Origin of the sequence: Haloarcula argentinensis DSM 12282 (genome assembly GCA_000336895.1) — an archaeon.
GTDB classification, from domain to species: Archaea; Halobacteriota; Halobacteria; order Halobacteriales; family Haloarculaceae; genus Haloarcula; species Haloarcula argentinensis.
In genome coordinates this window covers 278806-297121 of record AOLX01000017.1, presented here as the reverse complement: position 1 = coordinate 297121, position 18316 = coordinate 278806, and the positions used below count along the sequence as shown (strand labels likewise).

Sequence of the window (18316 nt, the reverse complement as noted above, 5' to 3'; positions counted from 1 at the left end):
CATCCAAATGTCGCGCAGTCCCTCGCTTCCGGAACGACCACGGTTGGAACTTGATCCCGATATGACGCCTGACGAGCGTCTGGAGGCACTCCGGGAACATTTCAAAGAGATAGTACAGGTCAACGAACAGCTGACTGAGCAGCTCGACGCTGCCCGTGACCGGCAACACGACCTTACCGACGAGGTCGACCAGCTCGAACGGGAAAACGAGACACTCAAGACCTCCTCGCTGTACATCGCGACGGCCGAGGAGCTGACTGACGACGGCGTCGTCGTCAAACAGCACGGCAACAATCAGGAAGTGCTGACGGAAGTCTCGCCGTCCATCCGCGACGGGCTGGAGGCTGGCGACCGCGTCGCGATCAACGACTCCTTCGGCGTCAAGCAGATCCTCGACCCCGAGACCGACGCCCGCGCGCAGGCGATGCAGGTCGACGGCTCGCCGGACGTTTCCTACTCGGACATCGGCGGCCTCGAAGAACAGATCCGCGAGGTTCGGGAAGCCGTCGAGGAGCCGCTGGTCAACGCCGACCAGTTCCGCGAGGTCGGTATCGAACCACCGAGTGGCGTCTTGCTGCACGGCCCGCCCGGCACTGGGAAGACGATGCTGGCGAAGGCCGTCGCCAACGAGACCGACGCGACGTTCATCAAGATGGCCGGCTCCGAACTGGTCCGGAAGTTCATCGGCGAGGGGGCGCGACTGGTCCGTGACCTGTTCGAGCTTGCCGCCGAGCGCGAACCGGCTATCATCTTCATCGACGAGATCGATGCAATCGCGGCCAAGCGGACGGAGTCGAAGACCTCTGGCGACGCCGAGGTCCAGCGGACGATGATGCAACTGCTCTCGGAGATGGATGGCTTCGACGAGCGCGGCGAAATCCGCATCATCGCCGCGACGAACCGCTTTGACATGCTCGACCGGGCCATTCTCCGCCCCGGCCGTTTCGACCGCCTCATCGAAGTCCCGAACCCCGATGTCGAGGGCCGCGAGCGCATCCTCGAAATCCACACGCAGGAAATGAACCTCGACGACGACGTGGACCTGGGCGCGTTTGCCACTGAAACTGACGGCCTCTCCGGCGCGGAACTGGCCTCGCTGGCGACCGAAGCCGGGATGTTCGCCATCCGCGACGGCCGGACGACGGTCCAGCAGTCCGACCTTCACGACGCCCTCGAGAAGATCGAGGCCGACGACGACGCCAGTAGCGTTCCGGTCGCGTTCGCCTAACCACCTTTTTCAGCGTCGGGGTCGCGCTGAGCGCGCGACCCGCTCTCTGCACACGGGCGCAAAGCGCCCGTTCGCATGGTCAGCGGAACCGGAGGTTCCGCTCGACTCGAAAAACGTGGGCGAAAAAGGCCGCGCTCTCACGGCGTTCGAGCGCGGTGAACCGCTCGTTACGCTCGCGGATGCTTCCTTTGAATATAATCTCGCCACTATACAGTCGCCACGAACGCTGAGCGATGTATGGTCCAATCTGCTCACACGGCTTGTCCCCACGCGATTTAAGCCACCCCGCCCAGTATCGGTGCCCGTGACAGAGTGCGGACGGACGCGGCGGGCGTTTCTGGGGACGCTCGCAGCGACAACAGTCGGGTCAGTCGCGGGGTGTCAGTCACAGTTCAATCCGCTTGCATCGACGGCGCTCGATGAACACGCCGCCACGCAGTTCCGGCAGGGGCTCCTGAACCAGGGATATCAGGACGTGTCGGTTCCGGACGCCGTTTCGCGGGCCTGGGAACTGCCGACCAATCGCGGGGACCACACCGCTGCGAAAGGCAGTCCTGCGCTGGCACCGACAGGCGACCTGATTCTGGCCGACGATACCGGCCGCGTGCGGGCCATCGAACCGGACGGCGAGGTCCAGTGGGTGACGACGATTACACAGGCGACGCGCGGGAGCCACGGCACGCCAGCCATCGCCAACGACACTGCCTACATCGGGGCCTACGACGGCGCGCTGTCGGCACTGGATCTCGAAACCGGGCGGCGACGCTGGGGGACGGAACTGGGTGATGCGATCGGTGCGAGTCCGACCTACTACAACGGGTCGCTGTACGTCGCTGTCGAGCACGCGGCTCCGAGCGGCAGCATCGTTGCTGTCAGCGCCGCGACCGGCGACGTGCAGTGGCGCGACAGTCGCCCGACCGACCACCCGCACTCGACGGTAGCGCTGGACCGCGAACACGGCCGCCTGCTGTTTGGCTCCAACGACGGCTACTGCTACGCGTGGTCGTTTCCGGGCCTCGAACGGGTCTGGCGGTACGACACCGGCGGCGACGTGAAAGCCCCCATTGCCGTCGCCGACGGGACAGCCATCGTGCCGTCGTGGGCCGAGACGGTCACCGCTGTCGACGTGACTGACGGCTCGGAACTGTGGACCTTCGAGACCGACGCCGACGTGATGTGTGCGCCGGCGGTTCACGACGGCACCGTCTACATCGGTAGCCACGATGACCGGGTATACGCACTCGACCTCGAAAGCGGTGAGGAGCAGTGGCGGTACGACACCGGCGGGTGGGTTATCGGGAGTGTCGTCGCTACCCGGGACCACGTGCTCGTCGGGTCCTACGACGGGCGACTGTACGCACTGGAGCGGGATTCGGGTGCGGTGGCCTGGACCACCGAGAACCGTGGCCACGTAACGAGTGCACCGCTGGTGACCGCCGACGGCATCTACTACACGGAGCGCGCCGCCGATGGTGACCCGGACCGTCCAGGGATGTGCTACGGGCTCACCCCGACGTAGCGAAGCGAAACCCCTTAGCCCGCGGACCGTCGACAACCGCTTATGAGTACTATCCGGGTCGTGTGGGGGACTGCGACCGGCCCGACCGCGCTAGCCGCGTACGACGCGGCACTCGCCGAGGCGGGCGTCCACAATTACAACCTCATCTCGCTTTCGTCGGTCATTCCCGCCGAGCCGACTATCGAGGTGGTGGAGACCGCGCCGGACCTGGGACCGCCCGGCGAAGCGCTAGAGGTCGTCCAGTCCTCGGCAACCGCCGCTCCGGGTGAACACGGCGCGGCGGGTATCGGCTGGGCCCGTAGCGAGGAGGGGCCGGGTATCTTCTACGAGGTCGACGGCACCAGCGAGGACACGGTCCGGATGGAAATCCGCGAGGGACTGGCCGCTGGTCGGGACCTCCGAGACTGGGAGTTCGTTGAGGAGAACGTGTACGTCGAGTCGGCGTCCGACGAGGACGAGTACGCGAGCGCCGTCGTTCTCGCCACCTACGGCGAGAGCCACCCCGTCGTGTAGTGCGTGTGCCGACGGTGCCGGTCAGGACTGTGCTCGACACTGGGTTTTTAGTGCTCCCCCCCATAGAAACAGAGAACGTTCATGTACGGTAATACGTCGTTTGGTGGGGAGACGGAAGAAGTGACGCTGACCGCGGAACAGCGCGAGAACCTTCGCCGGGACCTCTCGAGCGTCGCCGCCCGGACCCGCGAACTCCTGCCCGGCGAGTTCGTCGTCGGCTCGGAAATCAGCAACAGCACGACAGGCCCACGGGCCACAATCGCGGTCCAGCCCCCGGTCGGGTCGGTCGTCAGTGCCGACTACACGCCCGAGGACCCGGAGAGCGCGAGCATCTCCGACGCTGAGCGCGACGACCTCGCACAGGGTATCGCTGCCTCCGCTGCGCTGCAGGTCAAGCAAGTGATGGGCGACGACACGTCGCCGACAGCACAGTAACAGCCGCTATTTTTGTCGTTGCAGATGGACAAATAGAGCCCTCAAAACACTCCTATTTCAGCCCACAGAAGGAACGTAATATAGAACCTCTACTCGTCGACTCGTTCGAGAACAATACCCTCATCAAAGCGCCCTCTTTGTTCGGCTTTCAGTGCTCGCTCGTCCTGTAATTCCTCACGGGTTAGACCTCTGTCTTTTCGAATCGCGTGGATTACTTCCAGAATATCTGCTAGTTCCTCGATCTCGTGGCTTTCTCGATACTCTGCCACCTCTTCTTCTAACTTATCGACCAGCCGCTCGGAGTACTCGTCTTCGCCTGCAAGCGAGACTGTTGGCGTTTCCCCGTTGTCCTCGATCACTTCTGGAATCTTGTCTCGAACCAATTTATCAAATTTTCTTGCCATATTATCCAATTCTGGCACTGTCTCTTAGAGGTGGTGATGAACAATTCCCGGGAAATGTTGTTAGAAATATGATCGGAGCTACGGGGGACGACTCGTTTGTTAATAATCCTATCACACGCTCAAGCCGAAGCGGTGGGTAGACAGAGACACTCAGCCGTCAGGAGCGTTGTCCGTCCGGGACCGGCGGGTCGTAAAACAGCGCGTAGCCGATGGAGCCGGTCGCTGGGAGGCTGCCGGCACTCAGTGCAGTCACGAAACTGATCGAGGTGACGACTGCGCCAAGCGACGCCAGCAGCATCGAGAGGGCGATGCTGGCAAGCACGAGGTCGGGCATCGACGGAGACCCGGTCATTCGTGTCTGTACAGAGACACGCCTCCTAATTAAATATTATTACTCGGTGCTCAGCACTCGTCAGACGGCCCCCGTTCTATCAAGGTAGTTAGTCACAAGCATCGGTGCGATGACCCCGACGCCTAGGAGTATAGCGAGTGTGACAGTCGACGGGACATCCGTCAACATCGTGCTCGCGTACCCGAGGACGAGGGCTACGATGATGAAACCGCCGACGATTTTGTTCTCGCGGGAGACCATACGCTCCGCTACACTGGGTCAGTACAAAATCCTGTCGGGAAAATAACCGTTACTTCCCCCAGAAGGGGTCGCGGTTCCGGTGTTTCTCCAGATACATCGACAGCGCCTCGCGCTCGTCGACGGAGATGTCCTCCTTCAGTTCCTGTTCGAGAATTTTCGCGTGCTTCTCCGGGATCTCGACCCAGAGGTCGTCGCCCTCCTCGATCTGGCGGCCGACGGTCGGCCCCTGAATCGAGACGGCCATGCGCTCGCCGGCGCGGGCCGAGTCGACGTCCTCGCCCTCGTCCTGAATCGTTTTGAGGGTCCCGACGCGGTTCGCTTCGCCGCCGTCCCACCTGATGACGTTGACGTTCCGGCGGAGCTCACCGGAGAGGATTTCGACGCCGACGACGGCCGGGTCGGACTGGCGGAAGGTGTGGTCCTGCAGAATCCGGAACTTCGCGGGACGCGTGATGTTCTCCAGAATCTGCTCCTGCTGGGCCTCCTCGATGGCGGTGACGTGGTCGTCGTAGGACTCGACGAGCTGGTAGATGACGTCGTCCTCGAACAGTTCCACGTCCTCCTGTTCGGCGAGGTCCCGCGCGTCGTCGAGCACGTCGACGCTAAACGCCAGAATCGCCTGGTTGGTCGGCTCGCCGGCGGTTTCGGCGACTCGTACGTCCCGTGGGGCGACCGCGCCCACTTCGGCCCGCATCACCGGGATCTCTTCCTCTTCGAGCGTACTTGAAAGAGCTTCGAGCGACCCGAGCGTGTCGGCCTTGATGACGACCCCTTCTTCCTGTGTCGTCACCTCGATCTCGGCGAGTTCCTCCTCCACCTCGGCGATGACCTCGCTGCGGTCGCGGTCGCGGATGACGCGGATCGGCGCGCCGGCCATCGCGTCGCCGAGCTCCGGCGCGGCAATTTTGACACCGTCGGCGGCCGCGACCTGCTCGACCTGCTCGAACTCTTGTTCGGTCCGGATCTCTTCGAGCGGACGCGGACGGAGAAGGGCGCGCACGTCGGTGACGATTGGCCCCTGGAGTCCGCCGACGACGATGGTATCGTCGTTGCGTATCGTCCCGTCGTAGATGATGGCATCGAGCGTTGTCCCGAACCCCTGGGTGTCTTTCACTTCGAGGACAGTCCCGACGCCGGGACCGCTGGTGTCGATCTCCATCTCCTCTTTCATGTACCGCTGGGACAGCCCCATCATCACCGTTAGCAGGTCCGGGATGCCCTCGCTAGTTTCGGCCGAGACCGGCACGACGCCGATGTTGGCCTGAAAGTTCTGGACGCGCCAGTACATATCCGCGGAGAAGCCGTTGTCGGAGAGTTCGCCGATAATCTCGTACAGCTTCTCGTTGAGGTCGGATTGGACGCGGTCGGACTGGGCGTCCATCGTCTGCTGGACCGGTTGTCCCTCGTTGGGATTCCAGCCGGGGACGGTGTCGATCTTGTTTGCGGCGACGATAAACGGCGTCTGGGTTCGTTTGAGGATGTCGATGGCTTCCAGCGTCTGGGGCTGAAAGCCGTCGTTGACGTCGACGACGAGGATGGCGATGTCGGCGAGCGCACCACCACGGGAGCGGAGCGTCGAGAAGGAGTGGTGGCCCGGCGTGTCGATGAACAGCAGTCCGGGCAGGTCGAAGTCCGTCGGGTCGACCAGATCGCCCGCGATCTCCGAAATCACGTCCAGCGGGACGGCTGTCGCGCCGATATGCTGTGTAATCGCGCCCGATTCGCCGGCAGTGACGGCCGAACCGCGGATCTTGTCGAGCAGGCTCGTCTTCCCGTGGTCGACGTGGCCCAGAACGGCGACGATGGGCGTCCGCAGGGTGTCGTCGGTGGCTGTGGTGGGGTCCGTGTCAGACATAGATGGCTCCAGAAGTTGTCAAAACCGAGTCGTCGGTGGCAGTTAAGTTCGTCGTCATCAGACGCGCGCGACCGAACGTGGGGCTAAGCGGGCGTCACTCGGTTACAGTGAACGACCCCGTCATGCCCACGCTCTGGTGGGGGACGCAGTGGTACTCGTACTCCCCGGGAACCTCGAACGTGTAGGCGTACTCGTAGCCCGAACTGTACGTCTTCCCGTCGTCCCCGGGCGTCCCGGACCAGTCGCTACCGGACGGCGTCGCTGTCGGCTTGACGTTGTGGCCGCCGGCCTCCCACACCTACAGGACGGTGCTTCCGACAGGGACCTCGAACGTTTCCGGGTCAAAGCTGAAGCTTCCCGGCGCGACGGCGACTTCCTGGTCGCCGTCGACCGGCGTTTCGGTGGGTGTCGGTGTCTCAGTGGCCGTGGCAGTCGGTGTTGCCGTCTCAGTCGATGTTTCAGTTCGGGTGGCGGTCTCCGCTGGTGACGTCACCGAATCAGTTGGCGTTCCCGTCGCAGTCCGGGTCGGTGCTTGCGTAGCGGTGGCTGTCTCTGTTGGAGCTGATTCACCGCTGTCGCCACCACTGCAGCCTGCGACAGTCCCGGTGACGACGGCCGTGAGCGCGCCGAGGAACTGACGCCTGTTCCGGTCCATGTCGTACTCCTGGGGTGCCTGTCGCTTAGGGCTGCTGCCTGCTGAGACTGTGCCGATCCCGGTCACGGAGCGGCTTCACCGGCGATCTCGACACTCGCTGACGCATGGCTTCTATCGGTGACCGTCGCTATCGCTGGAGATCGTCGCTCACCTCTCGGACATCCCCGTGGCGTTTATGTAACCTCGTTCGGAACAAGGGGGTATGGCCGCGATACTTGCGGAAAACCTGTCGGGCAAAGACGTGATGGGGACTGACGGCGCTGAGATCGGCAGTCTCTACAACATCACGATGGACTTCTCCTCGGGCGCGCTGCACAACCTCGTCATCGACCCCGCGGAGTCGCTCCGCAACACGAACTTCGAGTACAGTGACCAGGGCCGCCTGCTTGTCCCGGTTGAGCGGGTCAAGGCGGTGAAAGACCACATGATTGTCAAACGCTAGATGTACGTTCTTGACTCCTCGGCATTTATCAACGAGTATCATACCGACGAGCAGATAGCGACGATTCCACTCGTCAGAGAAGAACTAGAAGACGAGGCCGCTTATCGCTTCGACGCCCTCGAAGGGTCGGGGATGCATCTCCATATTCCCGAGGACAACACTGTCGAGCGCATCGAGCGCGCCGCCAGCGAAACTGGTGACCTCGCGGAACTCTCAGAAACTGACATCCGGCTGATCGCGGCCGCGTTCGAACTCGACAGCCGTCTCGTCACAGACGATTACGCGATGCAAAACGTCGCGGAGAAACTCGACGTGGCGGTCGAAGTCATCGCCCGCGAGGGGATCTCCGAACAGCGTGAGTGGCTGTTCCAGTGTGCCGGCTGTGGCCGCGAGTTCGACGAGAATCGCGACCGCTGTCCCATCTGTGGGAGCTCACTCTCGCGAAAGAACCCGGCTTAGACGGTCTGTTCGTCCCGGGCTTCGAGCCCGAGGTCGACCAGCTGCGACAGCACTTCTTCCTCTGTGATGCCGTAGCGGCGCGCAAGCGTTTCGATAATCCGCGCTTGGTCGTCATCACAGACGATAGTGAACCGCCGAGCCATGCCATCGCCTACAGCAGTCGTTTGGATAAATACCCGTCAGACAGGGGTCAGACGGCTCAAATTGCCGTATTTCCTGTAATCTCGATGTACAATGTGAGAAACTGGATGGCGTTGAACGCCCCGTGAATAAAGATGGGCACGAGCAGGTTCTCGGTCTTGAGATAGCTCAGGCCCAGCAGCGTCGAGAGGACGAACACTAGCAGTAGCGAGAGAACGGTCTGTGTCGGCGTGCCGGCGGCGTACTGTCCGAAGTGGACAACGCCAAAGACGGCGCTGGTGAGTATAATCGCCTGGAATTCACCGAAATCATCGTAGAGGTACTTCTGGATGAGGTTCCGGTAAATGAACTCCTCGCTCGGTGCGATAGTCAGAAACGCGAGCGGGACCATCACGAGCAGGAACGACGGGTCCTCGCGGGCCAGTTCTTCGACGCTGCTCCGCGCGGCTTCCAACCCGAGCGCCTGAATGAGGTAACTGAAGCCAAACAGCGCGACCATGAGAATGACGACGCCGCCGACGCTGTAGCCGATGTCACGGAGACTGGGGCGCTGCAGGTCCAGATCGGTCCAGGTCCGGTTTAGTCGGCTGGCGACGGCTGCCCCAAAGCCGACGAAGCCGACGCCGAGGCCGATAGTGAGCGTAACATACGCGGGGCCGGTGACAGTCCCGCCTTCCAGCGCCGCGGCGCTGACCAGCCCTCCCGCCGCGGCCCCGAGAACGACGAACTGAGCGAACACCGTGCCCACGAGGAAGCCGGCCAGCCCGATTCCTGTTGCGACCGAGAGCGCTCTGGCAACCGTGTACAACCGGTCGTTCGGAACGTCGGTCGCTAGCGCCCAGCCCAGCGCAATCGTCACACCTCCGGCCAGCACCGTGAGATAGACCGCGATGCCGACGGTCGCCTCGACGCCAGTACGGAACTCCGGCCCGAAGAAGGCGACGAGCGTCGCGAGGGTTGCGACGATGCTCGCGCCTGCTGCGCCCAAGCCCGCCTGTCTGCGGTCGAGTGCGCCATGACGGACGAGTGAGAAGGTGAGTGCGGCGACGACGAAGCCGGCGGCGGCGACCTGTCGGGCGGTGACTGGGCCGACCGTCGTCCCCGGTGTCATCCAGCCAACGACGCCAGTTTCTGTGGCGACGAGTACGACGAGACCGAGGCCAGCAACGAGAACACCCCAGTTCGCGGCAGTGTCGTCCATTATCGGCAGTCCGTTGCGCCGGCCTAAATGGACTCCGTTTCGCCGATCCGAAGCCGCTCGCGCTCCTCGATGACCGCCGTTTCGTCGGTATCCTCGCCGCGGATGAGCGCCCGCGTGGCGTTTTTGCCCCACTCGACGGCCGGCTGAGTGAACGTCTCTACATCCGCGAGTTCGCCGACAAGGACGCAGGCGGCCTCCATCGCGTACAGCAGTTCGCCGACGCTTTCGGCGTCGAGGCGGTCGATCTCCACCTCCAAGGCGGGCCGGTCGGTCGCCGGCAGGCTCGCCACCGTCGCCTCGTACTCGGCGTCGATGAGGCCGCCGAGATCGGTTCCGGCGAGATACGACAGGTCCTCGTGGTCCGGGTCGGGAATCGCCACGTCGGTGCGCTCGCGCGGCCGGACGAACGTGACGACCTTGTCGCGGTGGCCAGCGCGGTACAGCTGGAGCTGGGAGTGCTGGTCAGTCGCGCCCAGCGCTCGCGCCGGCGTCTGGCCCCGCCCGTCCTTACCCAGACTCTCGGCCCAGAGCTGTGCGAACCACTCGCCGAAGGACTCCAGCCGCTCAGCGTAGGGCATGACGGCGTTGACCGTCGCGCCCGCTTCTTCGAGCGCGTAGGCCATCGCGCCGTAGGCGTAGGCCGGCGAGTCATACAGCGACGGCGCGAGGTCGCCAGCCGCCTGCTGACCGCCGGCAAGCAACCCCTCGATGTCGATGTCAAGAATCGCCGGTGGGACGAGCCCGACTGCCGACAGTGCGCTGAAGCGGCCCGGAACACCCTCGGGGACCGGCAGCGTCGGGAGGTCGTGCTGGTCAGCGAGCGCCCGGAGCGGGCCGGACTCGCCCGTGGTCACAACGATGCGCTCGGTCCAGTCGACGCCGCGGTCCTCGTAGGCCTCGCGGACGACGAGGAAGTTCGCCAGCGTCTCGGCCGTCGTCCCCGAACGCGAAACGACGTTGATAGCGGTGTCGGCGAGCGAGAGCCTGTCGAGTGTCCGCCGGACGTGTTCCGGGTCGACGTTGTCTAGGACGACGTGACTACTCGGGTCCTCGGCCAGCGCCTCTGTGATGGTTTTCGCTCCCAGCGCTGAGCCACCGATCCCGACGGTGATGACCGATTCGGCGTCGGCGACCGGCGCGACGGCATCGCGGATGGCCTCGGCGTCAGTTGTTTCGGGGAGGTTCAGCGACGTGTAGCCGAACTCGTCGTCGTTTCGCCCCTGCTCGATACGGTCGTGGGCCGCGGCCACCCGCTCGTCAAGTTCGTCGAGCGTCACTCGCTCGACGCCCGGGTCGGCAGCACTGGCGAGCGCGGCTCCGATATCGACGTGCATACTGGGGGTGTCGACGGGCGGGTACAAACAACTCCCGGACGGCATGGCGAGCAGCAGACGTGGCTCCGTTGCCACCACTGGTCGGACAACACCGCGCTTAACCACGCGCTCGCCTAACCTACAGGTATGACAGACGCGACGGCAGAACAGTCCGTCACAGCCGACGACAAGCCCGAACCGTACAACGGGCTCCCCGGCGCGTTCCCGTACGCGTTCCGGGCCAGCGACTCGCTGCTGTTCAAAGCCTACGTCCCGGTCGCGCTGTTGCTGTCTGTGGCGATTACGCTCGTGTTCAGCTTCGGCCTGATAACGCAACTCGCCGAAACCGGGAGCGTCCGCGGCGGAACGTTCACGTTTTCGCGGAGCTTCTTCCTGTTCATCGGACTGTTGCTGGTCGCGCCGCTATTGGCCCCAGTCCTTTCTGTCGCCCGTCGCCACCGACGGACCGGGTCCTCGGTCGCCTACGACCGCGCCTTCGCCGTTTCGGCGTTCCTGTTCATCGGGTCGATATACCTCGCGCTGTTGACCTCCGCCCCGGCGGAGCTTCGCGAGCCGACACAGAGCGCAGTCGTCGAGTTCTTCTACTCGCTGCCGCCGATTGCCGGCGTTGCCCCGCCACTGCTCGCGACTGTCCTGATGTATCTCACACACCGGCTATTGAAGTAGCGGTGCAGGCCCCCGGCTGTCCGCTCTTCTGAGATGACATGACAGTCCGTCCCCGGGTCGAAACGGGCAAGAACGCCCGCCACGAATCTGTGTCTATGACAGCGATTGAAGGGACATTTCTTGTCACGAACGCCGACGACGCGTCGGCGACGCTTCGGAACGTCGCGGACTCACAGGTGCTGACAGTGTCGGACAACCCCGGCATCGAGGCCGGCGAGGTAGTAGAGGGGACAGTCGAACCGGAGCCGCCGATGGAGGTCACGTACACCGTCACCGAAGTCGCCGAGCGGCGAACGATCCCCGTCGAGACAGCCGATCTCGCGCCGACGACACAGGCGACCGAAATCGCGGCCGAGCAGGCCACCGGCGAGCTGACGACGGTCGAACGCGCCGGAGAGGGTGAAATACACGTCCTGACGGTCCCGGAAGACGAGACAGCCGAGGCCGCGGCGGATATCGTCGACGACGAGGCGACCCTCTCGCGGGCGGCTAGGCTCGGCGTCGACCGTGTCGAGGTTCGGACTGCAGAAGGCGTCGTCAGCGTGCGCTACCTGCCGGACTGACGCGTTCTCTCACTCCTCTCTTCCTATTCGGTCGGCCCGGCGGCGCTCTGGACTTGCCAACCGCCAGCGACGCCACACGCCTCGCGCTCAGTGTACACGAACTCGGTGTCTTCGGTCACCGCCGTGCCACCGTCGACGGATTCGACCCGGAGCGGGAAGTCTAGCGTGTCGCCACAGCAGCCGACGCCGACGAACTCCGTCCATACGTCGCCCGGCGCGGCGGTGTCGTGTGTCTTCCCGAGGTACGCACGGAACGGCGAGCCGTCGATTTTGTCGCGGCCCCACCCGCTGAGGTCTGCCGGGTAGGAGAGTTCGACCCTGATTGCGCGCTCGGACATACCAGACCTACGTGATAGAATGCCATAGATGTACGGCCATGCTGGATGTCAGCGGCAGTGATTGAGAAGGCTTATTCGGGCCCGTCTCACATCGTTCGGTCATGTTCGAGTTCGAGGTCCCGGAAGTCGATTACACCCGGTATTCGAACCGCCAACTGGTGGCGGTTCCGCTGGCGGTGCTCGTCCTCTCGCTCGCCGTTATCGGCGGCTGGTGGGCGGTCACCGGGGCACCAGTCGACCGGGGCATCGACTTTACTGGCGGGACGGAACTGACGATCGGGTCGAACTCCACGCTCACGAACGACGAAATCGCCGGAACGTTCAACGAACCGGTGGTCTCCATTCAGGGTATCACCACGACCTCGGACGCCACCTACCAGAACCAGTACGTCGTCACGTTCGACAACTCGGCCGACGTGTCGGCGGTCCGATCCGCTGTCCAGTCGACAGACGGGATGACGCTGCTGGGGAGCGGGACCACGTCGCCGCTGTTCGGGTCGCAGAACCAGCGCCTCGCCGTCATCGGCGTCGCTGTCGCGTTCGTGGGGATGAGCCTGCTCGCGTTCGCGTTCTTCCGGACGTTCGTCCCCAGCATCGCCATCGTCATCTCGGCGTTCTCTGACATCATGATCCCGCTCGCGATCATGAATCTGCTGGGAATCAAGCTCTCGCTCGGCATCGTCGCGGCCTTCCTCATGCTGATCGGATACTCGGTCGACTCGGATATTCTGTTGAACAACCATGTTCTCAGACGTTCAGGCGGGTTCTACGAGTCGACCTACCGCGCGATGCGGACCGGTGTGACGATGACGCTGACCTCTATCGCGGCGATGGCCGTGATGGCCATCTCGGCGACGTTCTTCGGAATCGGGCTGATGGCCGACATCGGGCTGATATTGGTACTCGGTCTGACTGCTGACCTGATGAACACGTACATGCTTAACGTGACGCTGCTTCGCTGGTACAAGTACGAGGGGGTGAACCGATGAGCACACTCCGTGAGAACTGGCGCGTCGTCGCGCTGGTCGTCCTCCTCGTGGTCAGCGCCACGGCCCTGTTCGTCCCTGGAGTCCCGCCGGGAACGAGCGCCGATGAGGGAACGACTGTCGGCGGTCCGCAGACAGAGAGCGCAACCCAGCTAACTAACCTCAACTACGGCATCCAGCTCAGCGGCGGGACCCGTCTCCGCGCGCCAATCGTGGGCATCACGGCCGAAGGCGTCAACGTGACCGCGAACGACGCGACCCAACTCGAGCAGACGGTGGCCGACGAACTCGGTATCGACACTATCGATATTCGGGTCCGCCCCATCAGCAACGACCGCCAGATGGGGGCCGTCGAAGTCGTCACTGAGAACGTCACCCAGCAGGAACTGCGTGCCGCGCTCGAAGCCAGCGGGCATCAGCCTGAGACCGTCCGTGACGGTGTGACGCGGGAGACCCGCCAGGAGATGGTCGAGACGATCGACGAGAAGCTCCGGACCTCGGCGCTCAGCGGGGCGTCGGTCCAGATCGTCAACGTCCCCGGTGGGGAGCACTTCGTCAGTATCACCGCCCCCGACCGGGACCGCGAGGAACTCGTCGACATCCTGAACGAGCGTGGTGTGGTCAAGATCTACGCTGTCTATCAGGGCGGTGAGGACGACTCGTACGTTCGCGAGGAGGTCCTTCAGCGCTCCCAGATGGACGATGTCTCGGCCGCGGACAGGGAGGGCGTCGGCTGGGCGGTGTACATCACTGTCAGACGAGACGCCGCGGACGAGTTCGCCCAGCGGATGGTCGACGCCGGGTTCGGCAACGGCGCGAGATGCGAAAACTACAATCACTCGGATATCCAGCAAACCACCGGCGATGGCTGTCTGGTCCACACGCTGAACGGCGAGGTGGTCACGGCCCGCGGGGTGAGAACTGACCTCGGTGAGAGCTTCGCGAACGGGGAGTTCGCCAACGACCCGGTGTACGTAATTCCGATCAGTAACGAAGCTCAGGACCCCGCCGAACAGGCCAACGAGATCGAACTGAACCTCAAGGCGGGCCAGCTACCCGCGCCGCTCGACCTCTCGGAAGACTCCGGCGCGTCGCTGGACCCGGCACTTGCCGAGCAGTTCAAGCAGAATTCGCTGTTGACCGGACTGCTGGCAGTCCTTGCAGTCAGTCTCGTGGTCTACGTGCGATACAAACGGGTTGAGGTTGTCGTCCCGATGGTAGTCACGGCGCTGTCCGAGGTGTTCATCCTCCTCGGGTTCGTCGCCTTCGTGCAGTATCCGCTGAACCTCTCGCATCTGGCCGGGTTCATCGCGGTCATCGGCACGGGGGTAGACGACCTCATTATCATCGCCGACGAGATCCTGCAGGAAGGGGAAGTCGAGACGGGACGCGTGTTCCAGAGCCGCTTCCGCAAGGCGTTCTGGGTCATTGGTGCGGCCGCAGCCACGACGATCATGGCGATGAGTCCGCTAATGGTCCTGCCCCTTGGCGACCTCTCCGGGTTCGCTATCATCACGATCGTCGGCGTCCTCATCGGCGTGCTCGTGACGCGCCCGGCCTACGGTGACATCTTGCGAAACCTCGTGCTGGACGAGGACTGAGGCCGTCGGCTGTACGCCTTTCACGAACACCGCCACCGCGAGTACTTTGTCCCAGTTACACCCAACAGTATGGGCGGTTCCTATTTTCTGCCTATTACACAGGACTAGTTCGTTCCGGGAACACCACGCTCGTTGTCGGCCTGCCTCGTTCAAAAGTCGCCCAGCGTCGACTGTGACGCCGCCGCCAGCACGTCGTCACACGTCGACCACGAGCGGCGAGCACACGCGGGCAGTTCTCCGTGGCGATCGACATAGTCCGCCAAGAAGGCCCGCGTCGTCGGGTCACTGGGATAGCCTGAACCCACGTCACCGTACTCCACAGCCAGCTCCGCGACGTGTGCGTCGCGGGCCACCTTCGCGATGATTGAGGCTGCACCGACCACCGTGTCCGTCTCGTCGGCCCCGTGTTCCGCGGTCACGGTCACGTCGGCGTCGACCGCGTCCGCGACCCGACGACCGAACCGCGTCGCGTCGGTGTCGCCGGCGTCGACCGTGCCCGAGAGGTTGTCTCGGGCTACCGTCGAGAGCGCCGTTGCCTGTGCATCGACGGTCAGTGTGTTCATGTCCGTCTCGTCGGCGTCGATGCGTTCGACCGGGACCTCGGCGACACCGACGGCGTCTGCCGACTCGCGGATTTCCTCGGCGAGTCGCTCGCGTCGCTCCGGCTTGATGTCCTTCGAGTCGCCGACTCCATCGGGCAGGGTCACGGGGTCGGCTCTGACGGCGGCGGCGAACATCGATCCCAACACCGGTCCTTTCCCGGCTTCGTCGACGCCGAATCGCATGGCTGTCTCCTCGGTGGCGGCGCAAAAACAGCTTCCGGTTGGACAGTGACCCAGCGCGCTACTCCTTGAGGTACTCGTCTGTCGCGAACGGTTCGTCCTCGCCCTGCACGTCGATCACGTCGAGTGCGGTCACCACGGCGTCGGTGTCGAGCAGGCCGGCCAGACTCGGCTCCGTGCGGCCCCCGTCGCTGGAGACGAGTTCCTTCACGTACAGGCCGCCCTCGCCGTGGATGCGGAGTTCGGCGTGGCGGTCGTCGGTCAGTTCGCCCTCGGCGTCGTACACCGTCCGCGTCCGGGTGATATCGGCCCGTCGGTGGGTCACTCGCTGAGGCGTCTCCTGCTGGATGGTTGCCCCGTCCAGTTCTGCCAGTGCGTCCTGCAGGGCGTCAGCGTCGACCGCGTCGCCGAACTCCACGTCCATTCGGTAGGTCTTCGAGGCGTCCAGTTCCTTGACGCGCTCGACCATCTCGTGGGTCGCCAGGTGGAGGTCCGTCACTTCGACCTTCCCGTCGGCGAAGGCGTTGATGTCGGATTCCAGCACGTCGGCGTCCACGTCGCGTTTGCGCGGCTCCATCACCTCGATGACGAACGGGCGGCCGGAGTCGAGCATCCGTGCGTCGACGTCTTCGCGGCCGGCGCCGTGGAACACGGCTTCCTCGCCGTCCATCGCTTCACGGACGACGGGCGCGGACAGTTGCTCGACGCTCTCGTCGTAGCGGTAGCCGCTGCCGTCACAGCCGTCACAGGGCTCGCCCTGCCACAGCCCGGTCCCGTTGCAGTCGTTGCAGGGCCACTTCGTCTGGGGAATGTCGCGCTTGAGCTTCCGGTAGCGGCCGTAGACGAACGCCGAGTTGACGTGTGTCTCTACTTCGTCCGTTGCGAGGTCGAGCGTGAGCTGGACTGCTGGACGGCCGAACTCCACTTCCGCGTCGGTCAGGTCGCCGATCCGCTTGCCAACCTCGCGGTTGAGTTCGGTCTTCAGCGCTTCACCAGCGTCGGGGTCTAAGCCTACGTCTTCCCGGAGCAGTTCGTCGTTCTCTTCGAGTAGCGGCGGCACCTTCGTCCCGACCTGGTAGGTGTCGAACTCGTAACCGCGGACGGCGCTTGCGGCCTGCTCGGCCCACCAGTCGAAGCGGTCACACTCTCCTTCACAGACCCAGCAGTCCTCGCTTTCCTCGAAGGGGTCGTCGTCTGCAAGTGCAAGTGTCACCCGCAGGGCGTGGCCCCGTTCGGCGTTGGCCAGCCCGAAACTTCGGTCGGCGAAGAGCCGGCCGAGACAGGAATCACACAGCGGCCCGGTGGCAAGCGCCGCACGGGCGTCCTCGAGTATACTCATTGCCTGAGCCGACGCGTCGCCTCCGTAATTGCGTTTCGACCTCTCGGTCGTGGGAGAGAGTCGGCCTCACTCCCCGGTAACGGTCTCGTCATCCGCGCCCGTCGGCGGCGCTTGGTCGAATAGCTCGCCCGGAATCTCATCGGTTGCGATGGAGATAGACCGCTGGGGGAACGGGATCTCGATGGCCTCGGCTCGGAACCGCTTGTAGATAGCGCTGTTGAGTTCGTGTGTCGCACGGGCTGTCAGGGCCGGGTTGCTGACCCAGCACAGCAGTTCGAAATTCAGCGCAGAGTCGCCGAACTCCCGGAACCGGACCCGCGGGTTCGGCCGGTCCTGCACGAGGTCCTCGGCTTCGGCCAGTTCCAGGAGGATCTCCTCAACCCGGTCGATATCCGTCCCGTAGGCGACGCCGACAGGGACGCGAATCCGGCGCTTGCGCCGCGGCGTCGACTCGTTGACGATGGCGGCGTTGTTGAGCTTCGAGTTCGGGACGGTGACGAGGATGTCATCGCGGGTGCGGATGACCGTCGACCGGACGGAGATGTCCTCGACGCGGCCACGTTCGCCAGTTTCGAGGACGACGAAATCGCCGACTGCGTATGTCCCGTCCAGATACAGCGACAGCGAGCCGAAGAAGTTCGCCAGCGTGTCCCGAGCCGCCAGGCCGACGATGATACCCATAATTCCCGCCGAGGCCAGTAGCGGCGTCACGTCGATGTCCCACAGAATCAGCAACAGTAGGACGCCTCCGCCCGAGATGAGTGCGCTCCAGACGTTCTGGAGGATGGGGACCATCTGGCGGTCAATGTATGCTGAATCTGTCGCGATGGCGGACGCCTGACGACCGATTCGAAGCAGTGTCACCATCCAGACGATGACGACCAGCGAGAGCGTCCCAGCCTCCAGCGAGACAGCGACGGCCGGGCGAATGTCGTAAATCTGCGCGCCGGCGTACGCACCGCCGAGGCCGACTGTGACGTACACGGCGGTGTGAATTCCACGGAAGACGATGTCGTCGATGTCGCCCTCGATGTGAGGCGTGACCTGCTTGAGCAGTCGGTCACCGAGGACGCGGATGACCAGTGCGAGCGCGACGCCGCTACCGACGAGCACCAGAAACCCCTGCCAGGCTGGCAGTCCTGACAGCAGGTCTACCACCTCGCTTCCCAGTTGCATACCCCCGCTTGGACACCGGGGCTATATATACTGCCACGTCGACGGCCGGAACCGAACGGCCTTTGTCCCGCGGCGTTCGCTCCGTGG

Annotated in this window: 21 protein-coding genes and 1 pseudogene; 10 read left to right on the top strand and 12 right to left on the bottom strand. The window is 64.0% G+C overall.

Translation table 11 applies throughout. The features are described 5' to 3' along the window. The first annotated feature begins 7 nt into the window (after nt 1-7). From pan2 to C443_RS10435, 4 genes are all read left to right on the top strand, one after another. Nucleotides 8-1228 carry a proteasome-activating nucleotidase Pan2 gene (gene pan2, locus C443_RS10450; RefSeq protein ID WP_049944003.1) on the top strand — a complete coding sequence of 407 codons (1221 nt, stop codon included), beginning with the start codon at nt 8-10 and terminating at the stop codon, nt 1226-1228. Between the two features lie 304 nt (nt 1229-1532). Further along, nucleotides 1533-2747, top strand: a complete 1215-nt coding sequence (locus tag C443_RS10445) for an outer membrane protein assembly factor BamB family protein (protein WP_005536167.1) — start codon at nt 1533-1535, stop codon at nt 2745-2747. Nucleotides 2748-2789: 42 nt separating this feature from the next. Further along, nucleotides 2790-3260: a pyruvoyl-dependent arginine decarboxylase gene (locus C443_RS10440; RefSeq protein WP_005536166.1), complete on the top strand. Its 471-nt coding sequence runs from the start codon at nt 2790-2792 to the stop codon at nt 3258-3260. A gap of 81 nt (nt 3261-3341) precedes the next feature. Next, nucleotides 3342-3695: a DUF5811 family protein gene (locus tag C443_RS10435; protein ID WP_004593952.1), complete on the top strand. Its 354-nt coding sequence runs from the start codon at nt 3342-3344 to the stop codon at nt 3693-3695. Nucleotides 3696-3784: 89 nt separating this feature from the next. Here C443_RS10435 and C443_RS10430 read toward each other — a convergent pair whose 3' ends face one another. The 5 genes and pseudogenes from C443_RS10430 to C443_RS10410 all read right to left on the bottom strand — a co-directional run bounded on the left by C443_RS10430 (nt 3785) and on the right by C443_RS10410 (nt 7201). Then, complete coding sequence (locus C443_RS10430) at nt 3785-4099, bottom strand: nucleoside triphosphate pyrophosphohydrolase (protein ID WP_049944002.1); 315 nt, start codon at nt 4097-4099, stop codon at nt 3785-3787. A gap of 157 nt (nt 4100-4256) precedes the next feature. Then, nucleotides 4257-4451 carry a hypothetical protein gene (locus tag C443_RS10425; protein WP_005536162.1) on the bottom strand — a complete coding sequence of 65 codons (195 nt, stop codon included), beginning with the start codon at nt 4449-4451 and terminating at the stop codon, nt 4257-4259. A 60-nt stretch (nt 4452-4511) separates the two neighbouring features. Beyond that, the gene (locus C443_RS10420; RefSeq protein WP_049944001.1) at nt 4512-4691 is read right to left on the bottom strand and encodes a hypothetical protein; all 180 of its coding nucleotides are present in this window, start codon (nt 4689-4691) and stop codon (nt 4512-4514) included. A gap of 49 nt (nt 4692-4740) precedes the next feature. After that, nucleotides 4741-6546 carry a translation initiation factor IF-2 gene (gene infB, locus C443_RS10415; protein ID WP_005536161.1) on the bottom strand — a complete coding sequence of 602 codons (1806 nt, stop codon included), beginning with the start codon at nt 6544-6546 and terminating at the stop codon, nt 4741-4743. A 94-nt stretch (nt 6547-6640) separates the two neighbouring features. Next, a pseudogene (locus C443_RS10410) lies at nt 6641-7201 on the bottom strand (plastocyanin/azurin family copper-binding protein). Between the two features lie 202 nt (nt 7202-7403). Here C443_RS10410 and C443_RS10405 point away from each other — a divergent pair. Next, nucleotides 7404-7643: a PRC-barrel domain-containing protein gene (locus C443_RS10405; RefSeq protein WP_004518435.1), complete on the top strand. Its 240-nt coding sequence runs from the start codon at nt 7404-7406 to the stop codon at nt 7641-7643. After that, the gene (locus C443_RS10400) at nt 7644-8102 is read left to right on the top strand and encodes an NOB1 family endonuclease (RefSeq protein ID WP_004518436.1); all 459 of its coding nucleotides are present in this window, start codon (nt 7644-7646) and stop codon (nt 8100-8102) included. On the opposite strand, the gene C443_RS10395 is transcribed toward C443_RS10400, so the two are convergent. Genes C443_RS10395 through C443_RS10385 form a run of 3 tightly spaced genes read right to left on the bottom strand, consistent with a single transcriptional unit; the run spans nt 8099 to nt 10778 of the window. Beyond that, on the bottom strand, nt 8099-8245 hold the full coding sequence (locus C443_RS10395) for a CopG family transcriptional regulator (protein WP_005536159.1): 147 nt from the start codon (nt 8243-8245) through the stop codon (nt 8099-8101). The two genes, C443_RS10400 and C443_RS10395, sit on opposite strands and share 4 nt — an antisense overlap. A 56-nt stretch (nt 8246-8301) precedes the next feature. Continuing rightward, nucleotides 8302-9444 (bottom strand): CPBP family intramembrane glutamic endopeptidase, encoded by a 1143-nt coding sequence (locus tag C443_RS10390; protein WP_005536158.1) that lies wholly within the window; start codon nt 9442-9444, stop codon nt 8302-8304. A 23-nt stretch (nt 9445-9467) separates the two neighbouring features. Then, a complete protein-coding gene (locus tag C443_RS10385; protein WP_005536156.1) occupies nt 9468-10778 on the bottom strand; it encodes a hypothetical protein in 1311 nt (436 codons plus the stop codon). A gap of 126 nt (nt 10779-10904) precedes the next feature. Here C443_RS10385 and C443_RS10380 point away from each other — a divergent pair, with 126 nt between their 5' ends. Both C443_RS10380 and C443_RS10375 read left to right on the top strand, forming a co-directional pair. Next, on the top strand, nt 10905-11444 hold the full coding sequence (locus C443_RS10380; RefSeq protein ID WP_005536155.1) for a hypothetical protein: 540 nt from the start codon (nt 10905-10907) through the stop codon (nt 11442-11444). 95 nt (nt 11445-11539) lie between these two features. Beyond that, entirely contained in the window at nt 11540-12007 is a 468-nt protein-coding gene (locus C443_RS10375) for a DUF5812 family protein (RefSeq protein WP_049944017.1), read from the top strand. 23 nt (nt 12008-12030) lie between these two features. Here the strand turns inward: C443_RS10375 and C443_RS10370 are convergent, their stop codons facing one another. Then, nucleotides 12031-12345 carry a hypothetical protein gene (locus tag C443_RS10370; RefSeq protein WP_005536152.1) on the bottom strand — a complete coding sequence of 105 codons (315 nt, stop codon included), beginning with the start codon at nt 12343-12345 and terminating at the stop codon, nt 12031-12033. 101 nt (nt 12346-12446) lie between these two features. Here C443_RS10370 and secF point away from each other — a divergent pair, with 101 nt between their 5' ends. Continuing rightward, entirely contained in the window at nt 12447-13334 is an 888-nt protein-coding gene (gene secF, locus C443_RS10365) for a protein translocase subunit SecF (protein WP_005536151.1), read from the top strand. Then, complete coding sequence (locus tag C443_RS10360; protein ID WP_005536149.1) at nt 13331-14932, top strand: MMPL family transporter; 1602 nt, start codon at nt 13331-13333, stop codon at nt 14930-14932. Before secF ends, C443_RS10360 begins: the two co-directional genes overlap by 4 nt. Nucleotides 14933-15081: 149 nt before the next feature. Here C443_RS10360 and rnhB read toward each other — a convergent pair whose 3' ends face one another. From rnhB to C443_RS10345, 3 genes are all read right to left on the bottom strand, one after another. Continuing rightward, complete coding sequence (gene rnhB / locus C443_RS10355; protein WP_005536147.1) at nt 15082-15717, bottom strand: ribonuclease HII; 636 nt, start codon at nt 15715-15717, stop codon at nt 15082-15084. A gap of 58 nt (nt 15718-15775) precedes the next feature. Beyond that, nucleotides 15776-17053, bottom strand: a complete 1278-nt coding sequence (locus tag C443_RS10350; RefSeq protein WP_005536145.1) for a tRNA pseudouridine(54/55) synthase Pus10 — start codon at nt 17051-17053, stop codon at nt 15776-15778. 66 nt (nt 17054-17119) lie between these two features. Beyond that, complete coding sequence (locus C443_RS10345) at nt 17120-18229, bottom strand: mechanosensitive ion channel family protein (protein WP_005536143.1); 1110 nt, start codon at nt 18227-18229, stop codon at nt 17120-17122. Nucleotides 18230-18316: the final 87 nt, after the last annotated feature.

Coding starts and splice junctions, on each gene's coding strand:
- C443_RS10430 (WP_049944002.1), bottom strand. CDS start 4,099: ATGGCAAGAAAATTTGATAAATTGGTTCGAGACAAGATTCCAGAAGTG.
- C443_RS10345 (WP_005536143.1), bottom strand. CDS start 18,229: ATGCAACTGGGAAGCGAGGTGGTAGACCTGCTGTCAGGACTGCCAGCC.
- C443_RS10440 (WP_005536166.1), top strand. CDS start 2,790: ATGAGTACTATCCGGGTCGTGTGGGGGACTGCGACCGGCCCGACCGCG.
- secF (WP_005536151.1), top strand. CDS start 12,447: ATGTTCGAGTTCGAGGTCCCGGAAGTCGATTACACCCGGTATTCGAAC.
- C443_RS10425 (WP_005536162.1), bottom strand. CDS start 4,451: ATGACCGGGTCTCCGTCGATGCCCGACCTCGTGCTTGCCAGCATCGCC.
- C443_RS10360 (WP_005536149.1), top strand. CDS start 13,331: ATGAGCACACTCCGTGAGAACTGGCGCGTCGTCGCGCTGGTCGTCCTC.
- C443_RS10405 (WP_004518435.1), top strand. CDS start 7,404: ATGGCCGCGATACTTGCGGAAAACCTGTCGGGCAAAGACGTGATGGGG.
- C443_RS10435 (WP_004593952.1), top strand. CDS start 3,342: ATGTACGGTAATACGTCGTTTGGTGGGGAGACGGAAGAAGTGACGCTG.
- infB (WP_005536161.1), bottom strand. CDS start 6,546: ATGTCTGACACGGACCCCACCACAGCCACCGACGACACCCTGCGGACG.
- C443_RS10370 (WP_005536152.1), bottom strand. CDS start 12,345: ATGTCCGAGCGCGCAATCAGGGTCGAACTCTCCTACCCGGCAGACCTC.
- C443_RS10400 (WP_004518436.1), top strand. CDS start 7,644: ATGTACGTTCTTGACTCCTCGGCATTTATCAACGAGTATCATACCGAC.
- rnhB (WP_005536147.1), bottom strand. CDS start 15,717: ATGCGATTCGGCGTCGACGAAGCCGGGAAAGGACCGGTGTTGGGATCG.
- C443_RS10375 (WP_049944017.1), top strand. CDS start 11,540: ATGACAGCGATTGAAGGGACATTTCTTGTCACGAACGCCGACGACGCG.
- pan2 (WP_049944003.1), top strand. CDS start 8: ATGTCGCGCAGTCCCTCGCTTCCGGAACGACCACGGTTGGAACTTGAT.
- C443_RS10390 (WP_005536158.1), bottom strand. CDS start 9,444: ATGGACGACACTGCCGCGAACTGGGGTGTTCTCGTTGCTGGCCTCGGT.
- C443_RS10350 (WP_005536145.1), bottom strand. CDS start 17,053: ATGAGTATACTCGAGGACGCCCGTGCGGCGCTTGCCACCGGGCCGCTG.
- C443_RS10420 (WP_049944001.1), bottom strand. CDS start 4,691: ATGGTCTCCCGCGAGAACAAAATCGTCGGCGGTTTCATCATCGTAGCC.
- C443_RS10385 (WP_005536156.1), bottom strand. CDS start 10,778: ATGCACGTCGATATCGGAGCCGCGCTCGCCAGTGCTGCCGACCCGGGC.
- C443_RS10380 (WP_005536155.1), top strand. CDS start 10,905: ATGACAGACGCGACGGCAGAACAGTCCGTCACAGCCGACGACAAGCCC.
- C443_RS10395 (WP_005536159.1), bottom strand. CDS start 8,245: ATGGCTCGGCGGTTCACTATCGTCTGTGATGACGACCAAGCGCGGATT.